The following is a 26783-nucleotide window of genomic DNA, read 5'->3' as shown; positions in this document are numbered from 1 at the left end:
TAATTCTTTAGTTTTCCTGTTTAAAAAACCTCCAGCTCAGACCAGCCAGTATGGTTCTACCTTGCTGTGCAGGCATAAGTTGATCACAGTAATTCATGAGATTATCAGCCGTCAGCTGAAATTGTAAACGCTTATTGTAAAATAATTTCTGTACAGATGCATTCAGCAAAAAGAAGCTTCGTACATAGGTATCATAAGGATCAAGGAATTTATTTGCTTTATTATCTTCAGAAAAACCATACTTACTACGGTAGTTTACTCTGAAAGTTCCTGTAATCCCAGACGATTCATGAGCATAACTAATCTTCACATTGGCCATATGACGAGAACGGTTATTCAGTCCGAAATAATCCTTACGGGTTGATGGTCTCAATTTATTCAGATCGGTATCATAGATGGAAGCATATGAACCTACAGCATTTTTTATCGAATCTACTACCCCTTTATCTATAGCATAAAGCAATTGATAACCAGCGGATATGGTTATTGATTTGCTGGCCGACCAGCTCAAACCTATCTCTGCACCTGTTGTATATGCATTGGCGATGTTATTATAAGAGAAAATTTGTTGATCATTTGTTTTAACTGCTACCTGCTCATAATTGATGAAGTCTTTCATGTCATTATAAAACAAGTTTACATCAAGTTTTAAACGCTTCGAAGGCACATAATTAAAACCGGCACTATATGAAACTGATCGTTCTGGTTTAAGTGCTCCTATATTTTGTGCTGATGAAAGGATATTTTGAATTTGGCCAGCATCCTGCAGGATTTTTATTTCACGCCAGAACTCCTCTGCCCCAAGAACAGTATAGCCTGTTTGAAGATTGGTAAATGCGAGATATAGTTGCTGAAAATTTGGCGTTTTAAAACCAGTGGCCACCGCAGCTTTAAGTTTAAAATTTTCGAATAATTGATAATCCAATCCTAGACTGGGATTAACCTTTCCACCATATTTATCATGGTAATCATATCTGGCGCCAGCAACAACCGATAACTTTTCTGTAGCCTGCCAGTTAGCTTGTGTATATGCAAAATAATTGCTCATACTTTTTGAGCCTCTATAAGCATTGTTGTTTAACAATTCGTAAGCTGCACCCACACCACCTGTAATTTCAAGAACATCCGACAAATGTTTAACACCCTGTACCTCTGCCCTATGAACATATTGTTCAAAACGATTACCCGGAATTATAATTCCACTGTTCAGGTCTGTAATGTCCTGTACAGTTTTATAGCGAGTTAAGTAGTACTGACTTTTTAAACTGAATCCATTATTAAAGTTATTGTTCAAAGCGATGGAACCATTTAAGTCCTGCTCATCCAATACATCCTTAGTAGGTTTCGCACCATAAGAGATATGGTTATCAGAATACCTAGTTACATACCTCCCGTTAAAACTCAATGCACTTTTATCACTCAACAGATAACGCCCTCTCCCCTGAAATGCAAAACTTTCAAATGGCGGTGCGGTTTTTCCCTCATCGAGATATGGGTTGGCATTAAATCCATCCGTACGATAATAGTTGCCAGATAAATAAACCGAACCTTTTTTACCTGCGAATGGGGTTTCACCTTCCAAAGTAGCATCAAGCATATTGAAACTCCCGTAACGTAGGGCTGCCATTCCCTGGGGATGATTGATGTTTTTACGGGTTACGATATTAACTACCCCGGCCAGGGCTTCACTTCCAAACAGACAAGAAGAAGCACCTTTGATGATTTCAATCCGCTCTATATTAGACACGGTAATACGTGAAAGATCAAAGTTCCCATTATTGCGGCCAACCATTGGTTGTCCATCAATCATAATCATGGTATAACCGCTGTCGAAGCCCTGCATTTGTAGACCTACAGCTCTGCTTCCAGATCCTATATCGTTAACAATAGCCAAACCTGTCTGCTCTTTTAAAACCTCATCAAGCCTTCGGCTTCCCATCATTTCTATTTCCTGTCTGCTAATTATTTTTGATGGCATGGCAGTTCGGGTCATATCGATGAAATTTTCCGGATTACGGTGAAGCCCATTCACACTCACTTCATTTAACTCCTGATCTCCGCGTTGTAATTGGATGTTTAAAGTCAAAATCTTATTATCCTCAATGTTTACTTCTTGTTCATATTTTTTGAAACCAATAGCATTGATATTTAAGGTGTAAGTCCCAGTATACAACTTACCATCAAAAGAGAATTTACCTTGAGCATCAGTAACCGCTTTTTTATAATCTGGTTGCATAACAACTGTAATTCCCTTAAGAGGTTTACCTGTTTCATCAACAACCAGTCCCGTCAATCCAGCTTTAATATTATTGGCAATTGCTGAGCTGGCTACAAAGATGAAGACCAACAGAAACTGCCATTTTAAAATTGTTGTTTGAAACATTATTACTATTGCATTTATTTTTAATCAGTCTAAATAAGACTGCAAATATGCTTACATTTGTCGTGATAAAAGCAACAATCCTGTAATAATTTTTAACCATTTCGGGAATCTTTTAATGGAATCGGGATGTTTTTATGGAATTAGAGATGATAACCTTGTCTTTTTTGCCATAAAACAATTCAACATAAAAGACTTAAAAACAATTGATTACAGAAAAACAAAAAAAATAGAATAAGAAATCACCCACAGCAATAATAAATTATACCAAATCCGTTAAACAATTGTAGATTATTTGGAATGATTTTAAATAAATCTTCCTTTGTAAAAGAAATTATGAACATAAACACATCCATATGCAAAAGCTTGTAGTTATTTTATTCTCATTAATGCTTGGAATCACTGTATCCGGCAAAGCACAAAAACGTATTATCACTTTAAGTGGTGCACTTACCGAAACAGTAGATGCTTTAGGGTATGGTGCTCAGATTGTCGCGGTAGATGTAACCAGTACTTACCCTGCTTACATCAATAAATTACCTAAAGTAAGTAAAGACCGTGCAGTATCTGCAGAGGGAATTATATCCTTTGCTCCTGATCTGGTTCTTGCTCCTGAAAATGCAATCTCTAAATCACTGGAATATCAATTGAAATCTGCGAAGATTAAAGTAGTTATTATTAAACAAGAATTCAGTGCTAAAGGGGCTCCGATCTTTATCAAACAAGTTGCCGCAGCTTTAGGGAATCCTGCCAAAGGAGAACAACTTGCCAAACAAACAGAAGTCAGCATTAACAAAGCTCTGGCTGATGTGAAGAAGAATCCTAAATCACCTAAAGTATTATTTTTATATGCCCGTGGTACCGGAGTAATGATGGTTGCAGGTAAAGAAACCAGTATGGATGCCATTATCAGATTGGCAGGTGGAAAAAATGCTGCACAGGGCTTTTCTAAATTTAAGCCATACACTACCGAAGCGCTTGTAAATGCCAATCCTGATATCATTCTGATGTTTGATTTTGGCTATAAAAGTTTAGGGGGTATGAACAGCATTTTAAAAATGCCTGGAGTAATGTTAACCAATGCCGGGAAAAATAAGAAGATTGTAGAAATGAATGGAGAGTTGCTGATTAACTTCTCTGCGAGATTAGGTGAGGCGATTAGTGAATTGAATAGTAAATGGTAAATAAGAAGTTTATATTATATCTGTCATTAACGCTTTCATTAATTCTTGCAGCAGCCTTTTCTATGAGCCTGGGGGCAGTAAAAATTCCTTTAACAGACGTAATGGTTATTCTGGGTAAAAAGATCGGACTATTTAGCGGCAGGGAAATCCCAGTTCAATTTGAAGGGGTCATGAATATCGTGCGTATTCCGAGAGTGTTACTTGGCATACTGGTTGGTGCAGCACTTGGGATATCCGGCACTGCAATCCAGGGCATTTTCAGAAATCCACTTGCTGAACCCGGGCTAATAGGCATCTCTGCTGGTGCCTCCTTAATGGCGGTTATCATTATTGTACTTGAAATCAGTTTGCTGACTGCACTAAGTAATATCCTTGGCTATTACCTTCTTGCTTTCGGAGCTTTTGCCGGAGCTGGTATTGCAGCGCTTATTGTCTACCAGATTTCTCGCACAGATGGAAAATCAAATGTGGCGACCATGCTACTGGCAGGAATTGCAATTAATGCACTTGCAGGAGCTCTTACAGGTTTAATCACCTTTGCAGCTGATGATCAGCAATTGAGGAACATTACCTTCTGGATGCTTGGCAGCTTAGGAGGTGCTACCTGGGAAAATATTATGGCCGTATTTCCTTTTATTATCATTCCGGTATTGCTGTTACCACGGATGGGCAAGGCATTAAATGCATTTGCACTTGGAGAAAACCAAGCGGCTCAATTGGGACTGAAAGTCAATACCATAAAAAGAAATGTAGTGATTCTGGCCACTATGGCGGTCGGGGCTGCCGTTGCTGTTTCAGGAATCATTGGCTTTGTAGGTTTGTTGGTACCACATACCATCAGATTACTCATAGGGGTAGACAATAAACACGTGCTTCCTGCTTCTGCCCTGTTAGGTGCACTAATGCTCACCCTGGCTGATATGCTTTGCAGAACAATTATAGCACCTATAGAATTACCTATTGGAGTAATCACTGCACTGCTAGGCACACCTCTATTCTTGTATATTTTAATTAAAGACAAAAAGAAACTCGTATTATAACATGTTGGTAGCAGATTCATTAACATTTAAGGTAGGTAAGCGGGCATTGGTTAAAGACATTTCTTTTAGCTTGCGACAAGGAGAATTGCTGGTTATATTAGGTGCGAATGGCGCTGGGAAGTCGACCTTATTCCGTTTGTTAAGTGGCGACAGGCCTCCATCTTCTGGAAGTGTAAACCTGCATGAAAAAGAACTTGGCACCTATTCATCTTCAGCTCTCGCGTTAAAACGTGCTGTACTCAACCAGCAGAATGTTGTAAACATGGCCTTTACTGTTGAGGAAATTGTGATGATGGGCAGATATCCTCACTACCGTAATAATCCATCCATAGGCGACAATGAAATCTGCATTGAAGTAATGGAGTTGACAGGCATTACAAACCTTGCTGAACGCTCTTACCTCAGCTTATCCGGAGGTGAACAACAGCGGGTTCAATTAGCAAGGGTACTTGCTCAGATCTGGGATGTACCAAATGCTTTGTTATTGATGGACGAACCAGTGGCCAGTCTGGATTTGCAATACCAGCAGCAAACCCTGGCTATTGCCAAAATGTTGACTAAACGCGGCTTTATGGTCGTTAGTATTTTACATGATATAAACCTGGCAGCACAATATGCCGACAGGATCATTATGCTTAAAAATGGAAGAAAGTGGTATGATGGAACAGTTGCAGAGGTCTTAAATACCAAAAACATCTATGAGGTGTTCGAAATCAACTCAGATGTGTACACCAATCCAAGGACATTAAAGCATTTCTTTATTCCCAGGAATGTTTTAATCAATGCTAATGTCGGATAGTAAAGGCAGTCCTGTGGATTCCCTTTCTACAATGGTTGGTTCCAGAACAACATTACGAATACCGTCATTTGGGTTTTTCTGTTTAATCATCTGTAAAAACATGTCCGCACATTCAAGTCCCATTTGATTAGGGTGCTGATCTACGGTAGACAGGGTCGGCGTGATGTAAGCAGAAAATGCTTCGTTTGAGAAACCGATTACTCCTATCTTCGGTGGTACCTGATTAACTTCTTTTAATTTTTTTATTACACCCAAAGCCGTAAAGTCATCTCCGGCAATGATCGCATCAGGCAGGCTGTCTCCACGTAGTAGCCTGCCAGCACCATATCTACCATCTTTTATAGAAAGTCCACCGAGAATAAGTTGTTCTTCATTTACAGGTAGATTGTTTGCCTTCATTGCGGCTCTAAACCCCTCTAAACGATCATCGAATATCTTGACCTTATGCATAGTAGTTACAAACGCTATATTCTTATAGCCCTGATCAATCAGGTGTTGAGTAGCCAGGTAACCAGCATTGAAATCGTTCAATGTAACCGTTGGCACTTTTAATTCTGTGCTGACCCTATCAAATAATATCAGTGGTTTATTCTGTTTTATGATTTCCTGAAAATGAGAAACATCAGTAGTTTCTAAGGATATTGATGCCATAATCCCATCCACCTGTGCTTCCAGCAAAGTCTTCACCCCATTTATTTCGTTTTCTACAGACTCGTTAGACTGGTAAAGGATAATCCGATAGCCACTGTCCTTTAATCCCTTTTCAATACTATGAATAACTGATGCAAAGAAGTGAGCCTGCACACTTGGCACAATAACTCCTACAATAAATGTTTTACCAGATTTTAATGCAGAAGCCAGTTTATTTGGACTATAATTAAGCTTTTTTGCAGTCTCAATTACCATACTCCTTGTTGCTTCGCTGATTGCTGGAAAACCACTAAGTGCTCTGGATACTGTTGACACTGTGATATTCAGCTCTTTGGCAATATCGTAAATCGTTGTTTTCTTTTTCAAGATGTGGCTATAGCTATTTTGTACAATTATAATAAAAATATGTTTAGACCGTAAAGTGGGTAATAACGATCAAACTACAAAGAGCCTGATCATATGATGATTCAGGCTCTTAGATTATATTTCTTAATGATGATGCTTAAGGATTACCAATATACACTGTAAAGGGCAACAAGTAGTCCAACTATAATTAAGGCCCCCACTGCAAATGCAGTAGTTGTTTTAAACATAGTAGCATCGATTTCAAGACCTTTAGGATCTTCTTCTCCTTTATTCTCTATTAAACTGATAATGATCATACCAACAATACAGAATATAAATACAAAGCCCATTCTGTCAATAAATGGAATCTCATAAATACCTACAGAATTTTTAACAGCAAACCCTACTTCCGATAGCCAGGAAAGATCTGTCATGCCTGGTAAAAACTTAAGCAATAATGAAAGTCCGAAGCCACCTACTGTAGCGAAAAGTGCTGCGTTTGAAGTTGACTTTTTCCAGAAGAAGCCGAGAATAAACATTGCAAATATACCAGGAGATACAAATCCTGTATATTCCTGGATGTACTGGAATCCTCCTTTTTTATCGATGCCTAAATGTGGAGCGATCAGCACACCTAAAATCATAGATACAACGATAGCTATTTTACCGGTTCTAACCAAGTTAATCTCTGACGCCTCTGGTTTAAGTACCTTTTTGTAAATATCCAGTGTAAAGATAGTTGCAATACTATTTGCTTTACCAGCTAATGAAGCTACAACAGCTGCAGTCAATGCGGCAAAGGAAAGTCCTTTTAATCCAGCTGGCAATAGGTTAAGCAATACAGGATACGCTCTGTCCGGATTCACCTCGCCATTCTGCAGCATTTCGGTTTGGAAAGCTCCGTCTTTATATAACACATAAGCTGCAATACCTGGAAGCACTACGATAATTGGCATTAACAGTTTTAAAAATGCTGCAAATAATATACCTGCACGTGCAGTTTTAAGGTCAGCACCCAATGCACGCTGTGTGATGTATTGATTACATCCCCAGTAATTCAGGTTCACAATCCACATACCTCCAACCAGTACACTTAATCCCGGTAAGTCAATATAATTCTCATTCTCAGGCTTGAGGATCATGTGAAAATGCTCAGATGCCTTTTCTGTCATCAGACTATATCCTTGTAAAATGCCAGATGTTCCATAATGCTCAGAAACCAGACTTAATGCAAGATATGTTGTTGCCAATCCACCAAGAATCAGGAAAAACACTTGAATTACATCCGTATAACCAATTACTTTCATCCCTCCCAGCGTAATGATGATGGCAAATGCTGCAATGGCATACATACACAACTCAAGGCTGAAACCAGAGATACTGCTCACTGCCAATGCCCCTAAGTAAAGTATTGAAGTTAAGTTAACTACTACATACAATAGCAACCAGAATACAGCCATAATCATAGCTACGGTTCCGTTATACCTTTGGTGAAGGAACTGCGGCATGGTTGATATTTTGTTTTTCAGGTAAACCGGTATAAAGAAAACTGCTACTACAATTAGTGTAGCTGCAGCCATCCATTCGTATGTAGCAATAGCAAGGCCCATTTTAAAGCCTGAACCACTCATCCCAATAAACTGTTCTGCAGAAATATTTGAAGCGATCAGAGAGGCCCCGATAGCCCACCATGTTAAGGAACCTTCGGCAAGGAAGTAATCCTGCGAACCGCTGGCTGCGGACTTTTTCTTATTGTAAATGTACAACCCGTAGGCTGCTACAATTACAAAGTAAACTAGAAATACTATGTAATCCTTGGTATCCAGAATATTGGCTTTCATTTAATTGGCTAGGTTAGGTTTTTGATTTATTTAAGGTTTTAAATATAGCGATTTATTAGATTTTCCAAATACTCTTGTTTTCCGCTGCGAACTTCAGGTTCACCATGATCAGCAGCAAAATTCCTTAAATCTTCCAGACTCAATTTACCTTGTTCAAACTCTGCTCCTTTACCACTATCAAACGAAGCATACCTATCAGTTCTAATCTTTTTATAATCTGATTTCTGAAGAATAGCATCAGCAGTTACCAATGCCCGTGCAAAAATATCCATTCCACCTACATGTGCATAAAACAGATCAGCCATATCAGTTGAGTTTCTACGGATTTTAGCATCAAAATTCACTCCACCTCCTTGTAAACCGCCACCTTCTAATATGATGAGCATAGCTTCTGTCAGCTCATTGATGTCATTTGGAAACTGATCGGTATCCCAACCATTTTGGTAATCTCCGCGATTTGCATCTATTGACCCTAACAATCCGCTATCTACAGCAACCTGTAACTCATGCTGGAAAGTATGTCCGGCCAAAGTTGCATGGTTTACTTCCAGGTTCAATTTAAAGTCTGCAAGCAGATCGTATTCCTGTAAAAAGCCTTTAACCGTCGCTGCATCATAATCATACTGATGTTTAGATGGCTCACATGGTTTAGGTTCAATAAAGAAAGTTCCTTTAAAGCCTTGTTTGCGTGCATAGTCTTTGGCCGTATGCAGAAATTTAGCTAAGTGTTCCTGTTCGCGTTTCATATTGGTATTCAGCAAGCTCATATAACCTTCTCTTCCTCCCCAGAAAACATAATTTTCTCCACCTAACGCAATTGTAGCATCTAATGCTGCTTTAACCTGAGCTGCACCATGAGCCAGCACATGAAAATCAGGGTTGGTAGAAGCTCCATTCATATAACGCTTATGGCTAAACAAATTGGCTGTTCCCCAAAGTAATTTCACACCACTACTGGCTTGTTTTTCTTTTGCATATTCAACCAGCGTCTGCAGTCTTCGCTCATTTTCGGCAATATCGTCTGTATAATCAACAACATCCACATCATGGAAACAATAATATGGTAATTGCATTTTGGTAATAAATTCAAATGCAGCATCCATTTTATCCTTTGCTCTTTCCACAGCATCTTTCTTTTCATCCCATGGGAATATATGTGTAGCTCCTCCAAATGGATCGCCACCGTTTCCATTGAATGAATGCCAGTATGCGCAAGCAAATTTAAAATGCTCGTTCATAGTTTTTCCGGCCACTATTTTATTGGCATCATACCATCTAAAAGCAAGAGGATTATCACTCTGCAAGCCTTCGTATTTGATCTGGTCAATTCCTTTAAAAAACTCTTTTTCTCCTGTTACTACTTTTGTCATGTTTAATATATTATTAGGTCTATTATAATGCTTTGTCTAAAAGTTCTTTCCATTGCGCATATATCGGCTCATATGCTTCAGTATTTTGTGGTTCTACATATCTGATCAGCTCATGTTTGGTAAATGCTTCTTCAGGACTATTGTAAATTCCAGCACCGATTCCTGCGCCTAATGCAGCCCCTACACTGCCATCGTTTTCATAGAGCTCTACCGGGATTCCGGTTACATCTACAAAAGTTTGTGTAAATAGCTCGCTTAAAAACAGATTGGCCATTCCGGCTCTGATTACTTTTGGCTGCATCCCATTCTCGCGCATAATGTCTAATCCGTAACGGAAGGAGAAAGCGATGCCTTCCTGTACGGCTCTAAAAATATCTGACTGAGTATGCAGATTAAGATCGATACCTAATAACTGCCCCCCTGTATATCTATTATTAAGCATACGCTCAGCACCATTGCCAAAAGGCAATACTTTTAATCCTTTGCTACCAATTGGTGCTGTTGCAGCCAGTTCATTAAGCGCATTATATGATAACTGAGGTGCAAAATTATGCTTTGCCCATCTGTACATACTTCCTGTACCATTGATACACAACAACACTCCGGTATGTTTCTTTTTGCTGGAATAGGTTACATGTGCAAATGTATTTACACGTGATTGCGAATCGTAGGTCAGGTCTTCACTAACTCCATAAATTACACCTGATGTCCCTGCTGTTGAAGCGACTTCACCTGGCTTAAGGACATTGAGTGACAATGCATTATTTGGTTGATCACCTGATTTGTAAGCTACAGGAATTCCTGCTTTCAATCCCAATAATGTCGCAACTTCATCTGTAAGTGCCCCATGCACTGAGAACAAAGGTTTTATTTCTGGAATTAGATTTTCATCAAAGCCATAATAATCCATCAATTCTGTGGATAGTTCATCCTTCTGGAAATCCCAAAAAACACCTTCTGACAAAGCCGCCACACTGGTGGTGATTGTCCCAGTTAGTTTCATAGCAATAAAATCGCCAGGCAGCATTACTTTATAAATCTTTTGGTAACATTCAGGCTCGTTTTGCTTTACCCATGCCAATTTAGAAGCGGTAAAGTTTCCTGGAGAATTGAGCATACTTTGTAAACAATGCCCCTGACCTATGGCATTAAATGCCTGATCACCCAGTTTTACAGCACGACTATCACACCAGATGATACTATCCCTTAAAACGTTTTGATCTTTATCCACCAACACCAGTCCATGCATCTGATAGGCTATACCTATGGCACTGATGTCATCAGGATTAAAGCCTTTCTCTGCTGTTACTTTAGAGATTGCTTTAATAACATGATTCCACCAACCTTCAGGCGACTGCTCTGCCCATCCAGGTTTCAGTGATTTAATTTCTGCTTCCTCCTCAGGGTATTGGGCGGTTGCAATCCTTTTTTGGGTAACTGCATCGACCACAGATGCTTTTATAGAAGATGTGCCAATATCAAGGCCTAATAAATACATATGCTCACTGTTGGTTTTATTTATACGTTGTTGGTTTTAAGCTTCCGACTGCAAGTTATGCAACCGTTTGCATAAAAGTAATTGAAAATTCCTAAATCCCATACTTTTTTTGAAAACAATACTAATTTATCAAAATGGAATACCGTTAATCTCTCATAATTTCCTTCTTTTTATACCGTTATATAAGTACATTCGTTCCATAAGTTGCTTTATGAATTCAAAACGATTAAGTCTTTTATTTTTTTTCTTGTTACTTAGCGTTGGACTTAGAGCGTCGTCTATTCTTATATATATGGATGAGGATCAGAAGAACCATCTCAAAGCCTATGGCCTTGCTTATTGGGGCATAAAGCAACAGGCAGACGTAAGCTGGCTTCTAAACTACCGGGGTGGCAGTTTTTTAATTAAGTATAATAAAGCTGTGGAAGAAGAATGTAAAGCCCGTGGAGTATCCTACCAGGTACTTCCTGACGGCAAAGTGACTTCTATTCTGAACGAAATCAGTGATCCCCAGGTTAATATGGAAATGGTAAAACTGGAAAAAGCACCTAAAATGGCTGTATATTCTCCAAAAAGCAAATTACCATGGGATGATGCCGTAACACTAGTACTGACCTACGCTGAGATACCTTATGATGTAATCTATGATGATGAGGTATTGAAAGACAAACTTTCGGGATATGATTGGCTACACTTGCATCATGAAGATTTTACGGGGCAATATGGTCGCTTTTGGAGTTCCTTTAGAAATGCGACATGGTACAGGGAGGATGTAAAAAATCAGGAAGCCGCAGCCAAGCGGAATGGGTTTAAAAAGGTATCTGAAATGAAACTGGCAGTTGCAAAAAGAATAAAAGAGTTTTGCACAGGAGGAGGCTTTCTGTTTGCCATGTGTTCAGGGACTGACAGTTTTGACATTGCTTTAAGTGCAGATGGGATTGACATCTGCGAAAGAATGTTCGATGGAGATCCTGCTGATGCACAGGCACAGGCTAAACTTAATTTTAACAGGACTTTTGCTTTTAAAGATTTCCAGCTAGACTTGAACCCTTCTAACTATGAGTTTTCGGACATTGATGTAACGCAGACCAGAACACTAAAAGAGGATAACGATTACTTTACCTTATTTGATTTTTCGGCCAAGTGGGACCTTGTACCAACTATGCTCACTCAGAACCACGATAAGGTTATTAAAGGATTCATGGGACAAACCACGGCTTTTAGAAAGCGTCTGGTGAAACCTAGTATTACTGTACTGGGTGAAAACAAAGGAGCCGAAGAAGTACGTTACTTAAATGGTGAGATTGGCAAAGGTCAGTTTACTTTTTACGGCGGACATGATCCTGAAGATTACCAGCATGCCGTTGGTGATCCTCCTACTGATTTAAACCTGCACCCGAATTCTCCGGGATACAGATTGATATTGAATAATGTATTGTTTCCAGCAGCTAAAAAGAAACCTCAGAAGACCTAATCGTAGAAATTCCACTGCACACCGAATTTAAACAACATCCTATCTTGCATTGGATATTGATTAATGGTGTAATAACCTTTGCTCGGGAAGCCCTGATTTACATAATCACATTTTACAAACAGATTCGCTTTCCTTAGGCTTGCCTTTACCCAGACATCAACAATTGGCGTAGAATCAAATGTCGTGTTGCTTCCCACATAAAACTGACTTGAAGCTGGAGAATATGAATAGTTCTTATATGGTGTATTATAACGTACATCAAAACCTACATGAGTTTTAAGCGCCTTGAAAAAAGTTTGCCTAACATAAAAGGTATTAAATGTATAGAATTCAGGAGTACGTAGTATAGATGGATTATCTGTTTTCTGATATACAATATAACTTTCCAGATTGAATTTACCGAACTCGAACTTCTTACCTATTGCAATCTTTAATAGATTGATACTTCCATTAACCTGAGCTGGCATAATAGTAATACTGTCTACCATGCTTGTATTTACATCTGTGACTCTGTTTTTAAAATACAGGTAGTTAGTGATCAGATAGTAATTTGCGGTAGCATCTAATTTCAATTTATCATTCAGATACTTAAACGATAGGTTAACCGTTTTTGTTCGGTCAAAATCGTTAAGCCAGCTATAATGATTACCGAAATATCTATTATATATTTCTTCCGGCGACTTGTTCTCAAAATATCCTCCTAATACGACTCTTCCTACTTTATTACTCAGCAATACATTACTTTTTGCCTCGTAAAGGAAGTCACCCATATTCCGGCCCTGAAAAATCTGTTCAACATCGACATTTAAGTCGATCCGATTACTAAATCTATATCCTGCAGAGCCCAGCAAAGTTATATTTTGAAAAGTTGAAGTATAATTATAGAAGTTAGATCTGTCTTTGTACATCCCTAACTGATTATATTTATAATATTCGTGTCTTATTCCCGCATCCAGTTTCAATTCATTTTTAATCACGGAACTCGACTTTGCTCTTAGGAAAAAGCTATACACAAATTCATTATAAATCCGGGAGTAACTGGTGCTATCGTTTGTAAAAGTGCTATCTGCAAATCCTTTTGGAATTACAGAATGATCATCAGCTTCGTCTTTTTGAAAGGCGTATGAATTTTTATCGTACTTAAACGTATAGGTAATTTTATTGGTCGGCAATATTTTGTCAGATATTTCCTGAGCGGTACTATCAATACGTCCAACGAAATAGGACTGTTTAACTAACAACGATCCCTGACGCCATATTTGCCTAGCATTATTTAAGTTGGTTCGCTCTGCTATTCTATTAATTATCTGATCAGCCGGAGCAGTATAAATCTCCTTGTTAGCTACCGAACCATTCTCTGCGGCTTTTAAAGTATTGAACACGGCGTTAGTCCAAAGATTATAACGCTTATTTGGCGATTGGTACCAGGTGAAAAGAGCACCATTCAGGTCATCGCCTCTTTGTCTTGAATACACTCCATTGGCTCCAATCCTATTAAAGTTGGCTCCAATATTAAAATTCTTCTTTACGTTTTGCGAATGTATAACTCTAAAAACCTGCTCTGCATCACCAGCAGCTACATAGTACAAACTGGTAAAAGGCGTTCTGGCTTGATAATATTTAATATCATCGTGTGTAAGTGCATAAAAATCCAATGCGTGAAAGCCCGGGTCGAAGCCGATTGTTTTTACGGGTTCAAATAACATGGGCATGGCTGCCAATCCTAAATTCCCTGTACTTACCGTTGGCATGCGGGGCTGCACTAATGCACTAAAGTTTTGGAAACCATTTAAACTGGTATCTAAAGCAAGTGTCTGAATACTATCCTTGGTTAGCTTAAGCGTGGTATATCGTACATATTTCGAAGTAAACACTACTGAATCCAACCCTTCTTCTTCTTTCTTCCTTAAAGAATCCAGTTCTTTATTGTCTCTTACTGTAGTTTTTAAATCCTGTGCCAGCAAAGGCTCTGCACCAATACTTAACAGTAATAAAACAAATAAAACAATGTGTTTATACATTATAAGGTAGAGATTAACTGGCTCAATATTTTAGTCATCTTCGGTTCAGCAATTTTAGCAGTCTCCAGAATATCTTCCAAACTTACAGGTTTTAATACATCTGTAAAGCCTTCGTCTGTTAAAACTGAAATAGCAAATACAGGTACTGCCATATGGTTTGCAACAATTACTTCTGGTACGGTACTCATGCCTACTGCATCACCACCGATTATGCTCAGGTATTTATATTCTGCTTTAGTTTCCAGATTAGGACCAGTCACAGAAACATATACTCCCTGGTGACAAGTTATCTTTTCAGTTTTAGCTATTTCCAGCGCAGTAGCGATCATTTTACGGTTATAAGGTTCACTCATATCCGGGAATCGAGGCCCCATATCTGCATCATTATGTCCTCTTAGCGGACTTTCAGGTTGTAGATTAATGTGGTCATTAATGATCATCAGATCTCCTTTTTTGAAATCAGAATTCAATGAACCTGCAGCATTAGAAACAAATAAGCGTTTGATGCCTAGAGCTTTCATTGCCCTGATCGGGAAAGTGATCTGCTGCATGCTATAACCTTCATAATAATGTAAGCGGCCCTGCATTGCGATTACCTTTTTACCTTTTAAAGTTCCAAATATGAGTTTTCCAGAATGAAACTCCAATGTAGAAATTGGGAAATTCGGGATATTGGAATACATTAAATTATATTCCACCTCTATTTCACTAACCAGTCCGCCAAGACCTGTTCCCAATACAATTCCGATCTCTGGTTCAAAGTTATCGGTTTTGCGCTTTATATATTCAACGGTTTCGTGTAGTGCTTGAAACATAATTTAAAATCTTTTGATCAAATGTAACTTTATCTTCTTTCTGCAAATCAATTTCTATTGACAAATAAAAGATCGGTAAATTTAACAGTAATTCTTTGAAAGTAATATCTAATAAACGCTGTGCATCCTTTTCTGTTGTTATAATGATTTTTTCTTTTCCAGTTGTGCTGTTAAACGCATTTACAAGATTTTGGATATTCTGCTTGCTAAATCTATGATGATCTGGATAATCATGATGTTGAATGTTTGCAGAATAACCTTTCAAATGATTTACCAAAGGCAATGGATTGGCTATACCAGTGATTAGAAACACTTCTGTATTTTCATGAATCGCATTACAGGGTTTTGTCTCTTCAGAAAACAAATGCTTTAAATTTCCGTAAGTGATATAAGAGAAAGCGATTAACTGATTCGGTTTAGGATTGAACTTTTGACTGCATTTTGATCTTTCTGTACGCTTTAATTCTTCTGGTCCCTTGGTAACCATCAATACATCTGCTCTTTTATATCCATAAAAGGATTCTCTCAGGTTTCCTGCCGGCAATAAAAATTGTGGGTTCTGAAGCTTTTGATATTCAAATAACAGGATACTTAATCCGGGTTTTACACTACGGTGTTGATAGGCATCATCCAGTAGAATTAGATCATGATTATCCTTCAGCAGATTAATTCCTTTTACGCGGTCTTCACATACGGCGACTGTAATATTAGGAAATTTGTTGTAAAACTGCATGGGTTCATCACCTATACTTTGGGCTGTTGCAGTTTGATCGGCCAAAATAAACCCTTTAGTTTGTCGGCCATATCCCCTGCTTAATATTGCGATTTTATGGCCATCGAGTAAGCGGACCAGATATTCCGTAACCGGACTTTTTCCTGAACCTCCTACGACCAGGTTTCCTACACAAATTACAGGAAGATTAAATTGGGTTGATTTGAGCAGGCCGAGATCATACAGCTTATTTCTGAATATAATTACCATCCCGTACAGGATTGAAAAGGGGAATAAAAGTAATCTCAGGTATCTAATCATGCTCAAGGTTCAAAAATAAGAATTATTACAGCGTATTGCATGAATATATTACAGAATGCGCATTACCGACGAAATAAAAATAAACGCTACCTTTGCAGAAACAACTTATTATAACATGCTTAAAGGATTTTTTAACGTACCAGTTCCTGTTAACGAGCCCATTTTGGGTTACGCTCCGGGAAGTAAAGAACGTGAACTTTTAATGGCAGCTATTGCCGATGCCCGTGCAAAACAGATTGATATACCAATGCATATTGCGGGTAAAGAAGTACACACGGAAAATAAAGGAAAGCTTACTCCTCCACACGATCATCAACATATACTTGCTCAATTTAGCAAGGGCGAAAAAGCCCATGTAACTCAAGCTATTGATGCTGCTTTAGCTGCTAAGGCTAATTGGGAAAATCTTGCCTGGGAACATCGTGCGGCTGTATTTTTAAAAGCAGCAGATTTAATTGCTGGTCCTTACCGCTATAAATTAAATGCAGCGACAATGCTTGGACAATCTAAAAATGCTTATCAGGCTGAGATCGACTCTGCATGTGAGCTGATTGACTTCCTGCGTTTTAACGTTAGTTATATGTCTGAAATCTATAAGCAACAGCCTCCTGTTTCTCCGAAAGGTTCCTGGAACAGGGTTGAGCAACGTCCGCTTGAGGGTTTTGTATTCGCTTTAACTCCATTTAACTTTACTGCTATTGCAGGTAACTTGCCTACTTCGGCTGCTATGATGGGTAACGTTGTGGTTTGGAAACCAGCAAATACACAAATCTATTCAGCGAATGTTTTAATGGAAATCTTTAAAGAAGCTGGGTTGCCTGATGGTGTTATTAACCTTGTTTATGTTTCTGGTCCTGATGCAGGTGATGTAATTTTTAGTCACCCTGATTTTGCAGGTATACATTTTACTGGCTCTACCGGTGTTTTCCAAAATATCTGGAATACAATTGGTAATAACATTCATAAATATAAAACTTATCCACGTATTGTTGGGGAAACTGGTGGTAAGGATTTTATCCTTGTTCATGGTTCTGCTGAAGCTGAAGCTTCAAGCACAGCAATTATCCGTGGGGCTTTTGAATATCAAGGACAGAAGTGTTCTGCAGCTTCTCGTGTTTATGTTGCTAAAAGCATTTGGCCTAAGGTTAAAGAATTTATGTTACGTGATCTTGCGACCTTTAAAATGGGTGGCACAGAAGATTTCGGAAACTTTATCAACGCAGTTATTGACGAGAACTCATTTAACAAGCTAGCTAAGTATATTGACGAAGCTAAGAATGATAAATCTGTAGATGTAATTGCTGGTGGTGTTTACGATAAGAGCAAAGGTTATTTTATTGAACCTACTGTTCTGGTTGTAGACGATCCGAAATATACAACGATGTGCGAAGAGTTGTTCGGCCCTGTTTTAACTATCTATGTTTATGATGACAAAGATTTTGACAAAGTTTTAGAGATTATTGACACGACTTCAATATATGCTTTAACGGGTGCTGTTATTGCTCAGGATCGCTATGCTATTGAGAAAGCGACTCATGCGTTAAGAAACGCTGCTGGTAACTTTTATATCAATGATAAATGTACTGGCGCAGTGGTTGGTCAGCAGCCATTTGGTGGTGCAAGAGGTTCTGGTACGAACGACAAAGCTGGTTCTATGATCAATTTGTTGCGTTGGGTATCTCCACGTACGATTAAAGAAACTTTTGATATGCCTAAGGATTACCGTTATCCGTTTTTAGGTTAAAGGGAAAAAATAACCATTCTCACTCGGAGTCTGGCATCTTTTCTGAAGAAGAAAAGCGCCTGAGGGCTCCTCGGAGAAGGTGATTTTTTCTTTCACAAAGTGCAGAAAAGCCTCCTGACAGTGAATCAGGAGGCTTTTCTTTTTCACGACGCTTTAGTTCAAAATAATTAACATATTTACACTAGTAGAGAATGTTGAAAAGCATAAGCTTAATGCCAGATATAACTTAGATCGAACAAATGGATAAATATAAAGGATATAATGAAAGTGAACTGATATCCATGTTACAGCAAGGAGATCAGCAAGCTTTAAGCACTTTATATTACCTACATGTCAAACAACTCAAGTACTATGCTCAGCGTACAGCTCAATCTCCATTTTTAGCTGAAGACATTGTACATGATACATTTGTTAAAGTCTGGGAGAATCGATTGTTAATTGATCCCTTAAGGCCATTTAAACCTTATCTTTTTACCATTGCAAAAAGGAATTTGCTGAACATGCTTAAGCGGGCTCAGCATGAAACAGCTATTATGTCGGAAATCCGAAAATATTCATCTGATGATGAAAATACAACCGAACTTCAGGTAGATTATAATGAAAGCAATGCACTTATTACAGAAGCTATAAGTAACCTGAACGGACAGGTTAAGGAAGTTTTTGTCCGTTGTCGCCTCAAAGGATTGACTTACAAGCAAACAGCCCAGGAACTGGGGATAACCGAAAGTACGGTCAACAAACATATGAACAAGGCGCTGACTTTAATCAGAGAATATATCAACACCAAAAATGCAGTTTCCGTCCTTCTGACCTGCATTTCTTTGATAAAATAGATTTATTTACTTTTTTTTTCTAATCGACTGGATGCTTATTGCTTCCCAATTGTATTAGTTATAAAAAGCAGTAATACCGTGAACACAGAAATTATCAGTCTATTTCAAAAATATTTGAATAAGCAATGTAATCCGCAGCAGCTTGAAATGGTTTTGCATATCATTGAAGAAGGGCAACATCAGGCAGAATGGGATGCAGCATTATCTCAGGATGCAATTGAAGTGATGAATGCTGAAGATGTGGATTTACCCATTGGTAATGAACTAGCTTTGAATTTGAATGAACGCATTCTTTATACTATAAATAATTCTCCTGCAGTTATTCAACTATCAAACCGCAAACGCATTTTACGTCGTATAGCTATTGCAGCTTCTGTCCTATTGTGTTCTGCAATAGGGTTATATTTTTACAAAATAAACCACACTAAACAAACTCTTCAACCTACTACTTATACCAACGATATTTTACCAGGTAAGCAAGGTGCAACATTAACCCTGGCCAATGGCAAAAAGATTATACTATCTGATGCTGTAAATGGTGAACTTGCCAAAGAAGCAGGAGTAGTGATTTCCAAAACAGATGATGGCCAGCTTGTTTATGACATTATTGATAACGGTGTCGAATCTAGCCGTATTAATACACTATCTACTTCTAATGGTGAGACTTATAAGGTTCGTTTACCTGACCATAGTGAGGTTTGGCTAAATGCGGCTTCAACACTTAAATTTCCAGCATCATTTTCTTCTTCAAAAATAAGGAAGGTTGAATTGATTGGGGAAGGCTATTTTGAAATTGCAAAAGATAAATCCAAACCCTTTATTGTAAAAACGGCCCAACAGGAAGTTGAAGTTTTGGGTACACATTTTAATATCAATTCTTATCTGGAGGAAGCGTCTGTTAAAACGACCCTGATTGAAGGTAGCATTAAAGTATCTGGAAAAAGTAGTTCCACAATCTTAAGTCCGGGTCAACAATCCACCTTATCCGGAAAGGGAGATATTCTGTTAACCGATGCCGATGTAGATGCTGCCATTGCCTGGAAAAATAACCAGTTTATGTTCGATAGTGAGAACATACAGGTGATTATGCGAATGATAGCACGCTGGTATAACGTAGATATTGAATATGTCGGAGAAATATCGGATGAAAAGTTTGGTGGTGGAGTATCCAGATTCGACGATGTTTCTAAAGTACTGAAGTCTTTAGAATCTACTAATAAAGTTCATTTTAAAATTGTAGGCAAAAAAATACTTGTTTCAAAATAATCCTGCATAAAGGAATCATATCATCAAGAGAATAATCAATCAACATTATAATAACCTAAACCAAAAAACATGAAGAATTTTCTACTCCTGGATAGCTGAGCCGCATCATAAAGATATAAAAAGCCAAAAGTGCTTCTAACACTCCTGGCTTTAATCTGGTTCCGTTAATAATAAATTATCAAAGTTTAATGCAGCATACCCAAGCTTCGAAACAACAGGTAAACTGCTCAAAACCAAACTAAACAAATGTATAAAAATTATACCAACAAAACCGGTATGCCCAATCGGCATATCGCTAAACTATGGCTCATTATGCGATTGACCACCGTAATATTAATAGCTACATTCCTGCAGGTTAGCGCGTCCGGCTATTCGCAGAAAATAAGTTTATCTAAATCTGATGCCCCTTTAAAAGTGGTTCTAAAAGAACTTAGAAACCAAAGTGGCTATATCTTTTTGTATACAGATAACCTCTTGAAAATGGCTAATCCCATTGACATTAAGGTGAACAATGCGGATTTCAATGAGGTACTTAAAAAGGTATTTGAATACCAACCTCTAACCTATTCCATCAATGATAAAACGATTACGATAAAGGAAAAAGACCGACTGTTCATAAATTCGGCTTCCTTAATTGATATCTCAGGAAAAGTAACTGATAGAAATGGCGAACCTATAGCTGGGGTTACTATAGGTATAAAAGGAGGCAAAACTATTGCCTTAAGTAATGGAAAAGGTCTATATTCCATAAAAGCCGCGAATGACAATGGCATTTTGGTCTTCTCTTATTTGGGATTTACTACCCAGGAGGTGGCAATTAACGGGCGAACTGTAATCAATGTTAAGCTAATGGAAGAGATCAATAAGCTTGACCAGGTGGTTGTAATTGGCTATGGTACTGTAAGTCGTAAAGATTTAACAGGATCAGTAGCCTCTGTGAATATGGTTGATATGGCAAAAGCACCTGTTACCTCTTTTGATGAAGCTTTAGCAGGCCGTGTAGCGGGGGTTACCGTTTCGGGGGCAGATGGACAGCCTGGAGCAGTGAACAATATTGTTATTCGTGGCCCAGGATCTATTACCCAAGACAACTCTCCTCTATATGTTGTTGATGGTTTCCCTCTTGAAGATTCGGACAATAGCAATATTAACCCTGCAGATATTGAATCTATTGATATATTGAAAGATGCGTCTTCTACTGCAATTTATGGATCAAGAGGTGCGAACGGTGTAATTATGATTACTACAAAAAAAGGAAAAAAGGGTGCACCTGTTATCAATATCAGTTCCTATTATGGATTGCATGACAATAGCAAACGGATGAAAATGCTGTCTCCATATGATTTTGTAAAGGTTCAGCTAGAGCAAACACAAGGAGCTACAATTAATACTGCCGCAAATCTTTATACACCAGGTGATCTTCCGGTAACGGACCCTTATTATAAAGCGGACGGAAATACCTTAGAATCATACCGCTCCGTAAAAGGGACTGACCTTCAAGATCAATTTTTTAGAACTGCTGCCGTACAAAACTATGATATGTCTGTCCGCGGAGGTTCTGATAAAACTTTATATTCTATCTCTGCAAATATCAGGGATTCTGAAGGAATTATTATTAATTCTGGTCTTAAACGCTATCAAGGACGAATTTCATTAGATCAAACTATCAATAACAAATTTGTTGTCGGTACCAACATCAATTACAGCCAGAATACAACTTATGGCACCATACAAATTCCTGTTGATGGAACATTTAATGCCTCTTTAAGTCAAATGTATTCTGTTTGGGGATACAGACCTGTTACTGGTCTGGAAGAGTTAGATCTTGAAGACGAATTGTTTGACCCTATCGTTACGGGTGACGACTATAGGTTTAATCCCATAATTTCAGCTAAAAACACTTTAAGAGAAACTAAGGCTACAAGTTTTTATGCAAATGTTTATGGCGAGTACACCATTTTAAAAGGTTTAAAGTTAAAGATTACTGGTGCAATGACCGACAGGCTTTCCACCTCGCAATCATTTAATAATTCATTAACAAGTGCCGGCAGTCCACTTAATAGTTCTACGAGGGGAGTGAATGGCTCTGTATATGACATCTCTACCAAGAATTTACTAAACGAAAATACACTAACCTATAGAAAGACTTTTGATAAAGATCACAGCTTTACAGCATTAGCTGGTTATACAGTACAAACCAACAAATACTTTAGAAGAGGTTTTTCTTCTAGTTTAATACCAAATGAAAGCCTGGGTATTGATGGTTTAGACGAAGGTATTACACAAGTTGGTAGTACAGCTAGCAGTCCATGGGGATTAATTTCCTACTTAACACGTTTAAACTACGCTTACAAAGGTAAATATCTTTTCACAACATCCTTTCGGTCAGACGGTTCATCAAAGTTTGTTGCAGATAACCGTTGGGGATATTTTCCTTCTGCTGCATTCGCATGGAATGCCAGTAAAGAATCCTTTTTCAAAAACATAACTTTTATGAGCAATGCTAAATTCAGAGCAAGTTATGGTTCTACAGGAAACAATCGTATTGGTGATTTTGATTACCTGACCCGGATTTCATTCCCGCTTTCATCTGGTTATCCTTACAACAACTCGACAACCACTAAAGGGGCAATGATTACGGCAATTGGGAACCCTAATTTGAGATGGGAAACAACAAACCAGGCAGATCTGGGTGTTGATTTAGGCTTCTTTAAGGAGAGAATTAGTTTAACTGTGGATGTTTATGATAAACATACAAACAACTTATTATTAAATGCAGATCTACCTACTACAACTGGTGTAAGTTCTGCTTTTAAGAATATTGGAAAAATGCGAAACAGAGGTTTGGAGATTAGTTTAAATACATTAAATCTGAATTCAAAAGCTTTTACATGGTCTACTAATTTTAACATCAGTTTCAATAAGAATGAGGTTCTTTCTTTAACCGAAAACCAAAATGCGTTAACCAGGCAAGTACGCTGGAACGACAGCTATATTGGGGTTTATAGCTATATATCTATGGTTGGACAACCATTGGGACAAATGTATGGTTTGGTATATGATGGTCTTTACCAATTATCAGATTTTGATATCGATGCCAACGGCGGTTATATTTTAAATAACAATGTTATTGCTAATGGAAATGCAAGGACGACCATTAAACCAGGACATATTAAGTACAAGGACATAAATGGTGATGGCATAATTAACACAAGTGATTACACTATAATTGGTCGTGGTTTGCCTAAACATACTGGTGGACTAACTAACAATTTCTCTTATAAAGGTTTCGATTTGAATGTTTTGTTTCAATGGTCTTATGGTAACAATTTAATTAATGCCAATAGATTAATATTTGAAGGCAGTAGCCAAAGGAACTTAAACCAGTTTGCCACTTATGCAAACCGGTGGTCTTCAGACAACCAAAGCAGTACCATTCCAGTTGTTGGAGGTGCAGGTCCAGCAAACTATTCGACCAGAGTAATTGAAGATGGCTCTTACCTAAGGCTAAAAACGGTATCACTAAGTTACAATGTGCCAAATTCTTTAACTCAAAAACTAGGAATAAAAAATCTTAGAGTATACAGTTCGGCTCAAAATCTAATAACCTGGACAAATTACTCCGGACCTGATCCAGAAGTATCTGTTGGCTTTTCTAACCTAACACAAGGTTTTGATTATGCAGCATATCCACGTGCCAGGACAATTATTTTCGGTTTAAATCTTTCTTTATAATTCAAAGATTATGAAACATTTAATAAAATTTTACATCATAGCATTCATTTCGATCAGCACTTCTTGTCAGAAAGTTCTGGATACGAAACCAACTGATTTTTTAAGTCCGCTTAATTATTACAATACAGCAGAAGAACTGCAAAATGGCCTGAACGGTGTATACAACGTTCTTGGAAGTAAAACACTTTACGGGAGAGATATCCTTTACGGATTTTATGCACAAAGTGATGAGGAAGCATTCAATATCTGGCTATCTAGCGGAGCCCTGGCTTATTGCTTTTATCAATACACTGCTTCTACTCCTGAAGTAGGAACTTTCTGGGCATCGTTGTATACTGGTATTAATGGCGCTAATACTTTGTTAGCCAATATCAATAAACCTACTATGCCTGAAGCCCAAAGAGAAAAAATAAAAGGTGAAGCCTTATTTTTACGCGGCTATTATTACTTTTTATTGGTGACAAACTTTGGAGATGTGCCATTGATCACCACTCCATCAAACTCTGTAACAGATGTAAACATTAAACGCAGTCCTGTAAAAGAGGTATATGAACAGATTCTATCCGACATGACGACGGCTGAAAAGCTCCTGCAAAATCAAAAAGTAACCACTTTGGGTTATAGCGGTAAGGTTACTAAAACTGCTGTTCAGGGGATTCTGGCAAGGGTCTGCTTACAAATGGCAGGATATCCGCTATTAGATAAGGCAAAATATAAAGATGCAAAAGCATGGTCTTATAAAGTAATCACTTCAGAAGAGCACCAACTAAACCCTGACTACTCCAACATTTTTATAAAATTGGCTAAAGATGAGTATGATGTTAAGGAAAGCATTTGGGAAGTTGAGTTTTATGGATATGGCATCGGTGGAATAGATGAGACAAATCAGGCGACAGGTCCTTTTATTGGTATTTTATGCTCTGATGAAAAGGTAGGGTATTCTTCTGGAAGGGTTAATGCGACGAAGAAACTTTTTGATTCTTATGAGGTTATTAACCCCGCTTCTACTGCAACCATCCGTCCTACTCTTGATTTACGTAGAGACTGGAATTGTGCCAATTACAATTATGGAACTACTACAACAGCTAAATATACTGCGGTAACAAATCCATGGCTTATGAATGCAGGAAAATGGCGCAGAGAATATGAGCTTAGTCCGATGGGTAAGGTAAACGGCATGAACGTAACACTTCTAAGGTATTCTGATGTACTTTTAATGTATGCTGAAGCTGCTAATGAAGTTTATAGTATGCCTACTGACAGCGCATATACTGCTATTAATTTAGTAAGAAGAAGAGGATATGGCAAAGTACTTAATGGTAATGTGGTAAAAACAATAGCTGTTACCGCACAGGGAACAGGCTATACAACTGCGCCTGTGGTAACCATTACAGGGGGCGCTCCATCCTTGAATGCTACAGCAACTGCAGTTATTTCTGCCGGAAAGGTAACAGCAATTAATGTGGTTACGAATGGGAAAAATTATCAGGGAACACCTACAATCACATTAACTGGAGGCGGTGGAACCGGGGCTGTAGCGACCGCAACACTTTCTAACATGAATGATGCGGATATCCCCTTAGGATTAAACAAAGAAGATTTCTTTGATCTTATTGTTGATGAACGTTCCAGAGAACTATGTTTTGAAGGTTACAGAAGACCAGATCTTTTGCGCTGGGGAAAATTTGTTTCCATGATGGAATCTTATGCCTCTTATGCTAAAGGTGCCGGTGCTCCTGCCGTTGCTTACAGAGCGGCAGAAAGTATTACCACACGGAATTTACTAATGCCAATCCCTTCGAAAGAAATAACGCTGAATAAATTACTAACTCAAAACCCTGGATGGTAAATATTATTGATATGAAAAAAGTATATCTAAGCATATTCATAGGGCTACTATTTAGTTCCTGCGATAAAAATGAAGTTCAAGAACCGACTTTTGATGTAAGTGTTGACAAATCCAGCTATAATCTGGGCGATACAGTAAAGTTCAAGTTTACGGGTTCAGTTGATTACCTGACGATGTACTCTGGTGAACCAGGGTTTAAGTACGAGAATAAGGATAGGACTACTGCACCAGGGCAAGTATTACTTAATATAAAGGCCAATTTAAGAAATGGTACCCAACAAAATACACTCAGTTTATTGGCTACAAATGAGCTTGGTACTGCAAGAGAATTGGATGATGTAATGTCTGCTCCCTGGACTGATATTACGGATAGATTTACAATGCCTACGGCGACTACAGGAGTATCCGTTGATATTGGAACCGCTGATCTTACTGATCTAAAAAAAGCTGGCAAGCCATTATATTTAGCTTTTAGATATCGTGGGGTAAATAGTACGACTACTGTACAACCAAACTGGACAATCACAATATTTAATCTGGTCAATAAAGTTGACGATAAAACATCGTTAACCGTAGGCGCCTTAAGCGCTATGGGCTGGAAAGCTATAGGTGTTAAGAATGTTACTTATGGCTGGACTACAAGTGGTGGTCTTTTTACCTCGGCACCTGCTAAGAACTCTGGAGACACCGAAAACTGGGCTGTTTCAAAAGCGCTATATGTAGATGCTGTGAATAAAGATTATGGTGTATCTATTAAAGATATGATTACTGCCATGCCAAATCAATTTGAATATATTTATCCTACAAAAGGAACTTACAAAGTCACCTTTGTAGGAAAAAACAGCCGTAATAATCAATCTGCTGATGTAGTTAGAGAAGTAGAAATCACCATAAAATAAGGTCAA

Annotated in this window: 18 protein-coding genes; 10 read left to right on the top strand and 8 right to left on the bottom strand. The window is 38.2% G+C overall.

Annotated elements, in window-relative coordinates:
- Positions 1–7: 7 nt before the first annotated feature.
- Positions 8–2383, bottom strand: a complete 2376-nt coding sequence (locus ABDJ41_RS03635) for a TonB-dependent receptor (RefSeq protein WP_349784373.1) — start codon at positions 2381–2383, stop codon at positions 8–10.
- Positions 2384–2736: 353 nt separating this feature from the next.
- Between ABDJ41_RS03635 and ABDJ41_RS03630 the strand changes: the two genes are divergently transcribed.
- The 3 genes from ABDJ41_RS03630 to ABDJ41_RS03620 are packed head-to-tail and all read left to right on the top strand — an operon-like array spanning position 2737 to position 5403.
- Positions 2737–3564 (top strand): heme/hemin ABC transporter substrate-binding protein, encoded by an 828-nt coding sequence (locus ABDJ41_RS03630; protein ID WP_349784372.1) that lies wholly within the window; start codon positions 2737–2739, stop codon positions 3562–3564.
- Positions 3558–4604, top strand: a complete 1047-nt coding sequence (locus tag ABDJ41_RS03625; RefSeq protein WP_349784371.1) for a FecCD family ABC transporter permease — start codon at positions 3558–3560, stop codon at positions 4602–4604. Before ABDJ41_RS03630 ends, ABDJ41_RS03625 begins: the two co-directional genes overlap by 7 nt.
- Position 4605: 1 nt before the next feature.
- Entirely contained in the window at positions 4606–5403 is a 798-nt protein-coding gene (locus tag ABDJ41_RS03620; protein ID WP_349784370.1) for a heme ABC transporter ATP-binding protein, read from the top strand.
- Here ABDJ41_RS03620 and ABDJ41_RS03615 read toward each other — a convergent pair.
- From ABDJ41_RS03615 to ABDJ41_RS03600, 4 genes are all read right to left on the bottom strand, one after another.
- Positions 5380–6420 carry a LacI family DNA-binding transcriptional regulator gene (locus tag ABDJ41_RS03615; RefSeq protein WP_349784369.1) on the bottom strand — a complete coding sequence of 347 codons (1041 nt, stop codon included), beginning with the start codon at positions 6418–6420 and terminating at the stop codon, positions 5380–5382. The two genes, ABDJ41_RS03620 and ABDJ41_RS03615, sit on opposite strands and share 24 nt — an antisense overlap.
- A 143-nt stretch (positions 6421–6563) precedes the next feature.
- Positions 6564–8240: a sodium/sugar symporter gene (locus ABDJ41_RS03610; protein ID WP_349784368.1), complete on the bottom strand. Its 1677-nt coding sequence runs from the start codon at positions 8238–8240 to the stop codon at positions 6564–6566.
- Between the two features lie 38 nt (positions 8241–8278).
- Entirely contained in the window at positions 8279–9610 is a 1332-nt protein-coding gene (xylA, locus tag ABDJ41_RS03605) for a xylose isomerase (RefSeq protein WP_349784367.1), read from the bottom strand.
- 22 nt (positions 9611–9632) lie between these two features.
- Complete coding sequence (locus ABDJ41_RS03600) at positions 9633–11108, bottom strand: xylulokinase (protein WP_349784366.1); 1476 nt, start codon at positions 11106–11108, stop codon at positions 9633–9635.
- A gap of 292 nt (positions 11109–11400) precedes the next feature.
- Between ABDJ41_RS03600 and ABDJ41_RS03595 the strand changes: the two genes are divergently transcribed.
- Positions 11401–12582 carry an asparagine synthetase B gene (locus tag ABDJ41_RS03595; protein ID WP_349784728.1) on the top strand — a complete coding sequence of 394 codons (1182 nt, stop codon included), beginning with the start codon at positions 11401–11403 and terminating at the stop codon, positions 12580–12582.
- On the opposite strand, the gene ABDJ41_RS03590 is transcribed toward ABDJ41_RS03595, so the two are convergent.
- From ABDJ41_RS03590 to lpxK, 3 genes are read right to left on the bottom strand one after another with little or no spacing between them, the layout of a single operon-like run.
- A complete protein-coding gene (locus tag ABDJ41_RS03590; protein ID WP_349784365.1) occupies positions 12579–14603 on the bottom strand; it encodes a putative porin in 2025 nt (674 codons plus the stop codon). The genes ABDJ41_RS03595 and ABDJ41_RS03590 overlap by 4 nt on opposite strands.
- The gene (locus tag ABDJ41_RS03585) at positions 14603–15418 is read right to left on the bottom strand and encodes a purine-nucleoside phosphorylase (protein ID WP_349784364.1); all 816 of its coding nucleotides are present in this window, start codon (positions 15416–15418) and stop codon (positions 14603–14605) included. Before ABDJ41_RS03585 ends, ABDJ41_RS03590 begins: the two co-directional genes overlap by 1 nt.
- The gene (gene lpxK / locus ABDJ41_RS03580) at positions 15390–16451 is read right to left on the bottom strand and encodes a tetraacyldisaccharide 4'-kinase (RefSeq protein ID WP_349784363.1); all 1062 of its coding nucleotides are present in this window, start codon (positions 16449–16451) and stop codon (positions 15390–15392) included. Before lpxK ends, ABDJ41_RS03585 begins: the two co-directional genes overlap by 29 nt.
- 115 nt (positions 16452–16566) lie before the next feature.
- Between lpxK and pruA the strand changes: the two genes are divergently transcribed.
- From pruA to ABDJ41_RS03550, 6 genes are all read left to right on the top strand, one after another.
- On the top strand, positions 16567–18195 hold the full coding sequence (gene pruA / locus ABDJ41_RS03575) for an L-glutamate gamma-semialdehyde dehydrogenase (protein WP_349784727.1): 1629 nt from the start codon (positions 16567–16569) through the stop codon (positions 18193–18195).
- Positions 18196–18434: 239 nt separating this feature from the next.
- Positions 18435–19028: an RNA polymerase sigma factor gene (locus ABDJ41_RS03570; protein WP_349784362.1), complete on the top strand. Its 594-nt coding sequence runs from the start codon at positions 18435–18437 to the stop codon at positions 19026–19028.
- A 78-nt stretch (positions 19029–19106) separates the two neighbouring features.
- Complete coding sequence (locus ABDJ41_RS03565; protein WP_349784361.1) at positions 19107–20294, top strand: FecR family protein; 1188 nt, start codon at positions 19107–19109, stop codon at positions 20292–20294.
- Positions 20295–20540: 246 nt separating this feature from the next.
- Positions 20541–24029, top strand: a complete 3489-nt coding sequence (locus ABDJ41_RS03560) for a TonB-dependent receptor (protein ID WP_349784360.1) — start codon at positions 20541–20543, stop codon at positions 24027–24029.
- Between the two features lie 10 nt (positions 24030–24039).
- The gene (locus tag ABDJ41_RS03555) at positions 24040–25878 is read left to right on the top strand and encodes a RagB/SusD family nutrient uptake outer membrane protein (protein ID WP_349784359.1); all 1839 of its coding nucleotides are present in this window, start codon (positions 24040–24042) and stop codon (positions 25876–25878) included.
- An 11-nt stretch (positions 25879–25889) separates the two neighbouring features.
- Entirely contained in the window at positions 25890–26777 is an 888-nt protein-coding gene (locus ABDJ41_RS03550) for a DUF5017 domain-containing protein (RefSeq protein WP_349784358.1), read from the top strand.
- Positions 26778–26783: the final 6 nt, after the last annotated feature.

The sequence above is a fragment of the Pedobacter sp. ASV1-7 genome (assembly GCF_040203335.1).
Classification (GTDB): Bacteria; Bacteroidota; Bacteroidia; order Sphingobacteriales; family Sphingobacteriaceae; genus Pedobacter.
This window is presented reverse-complemented; position numbering and strand designations above follow the sequence as displayed.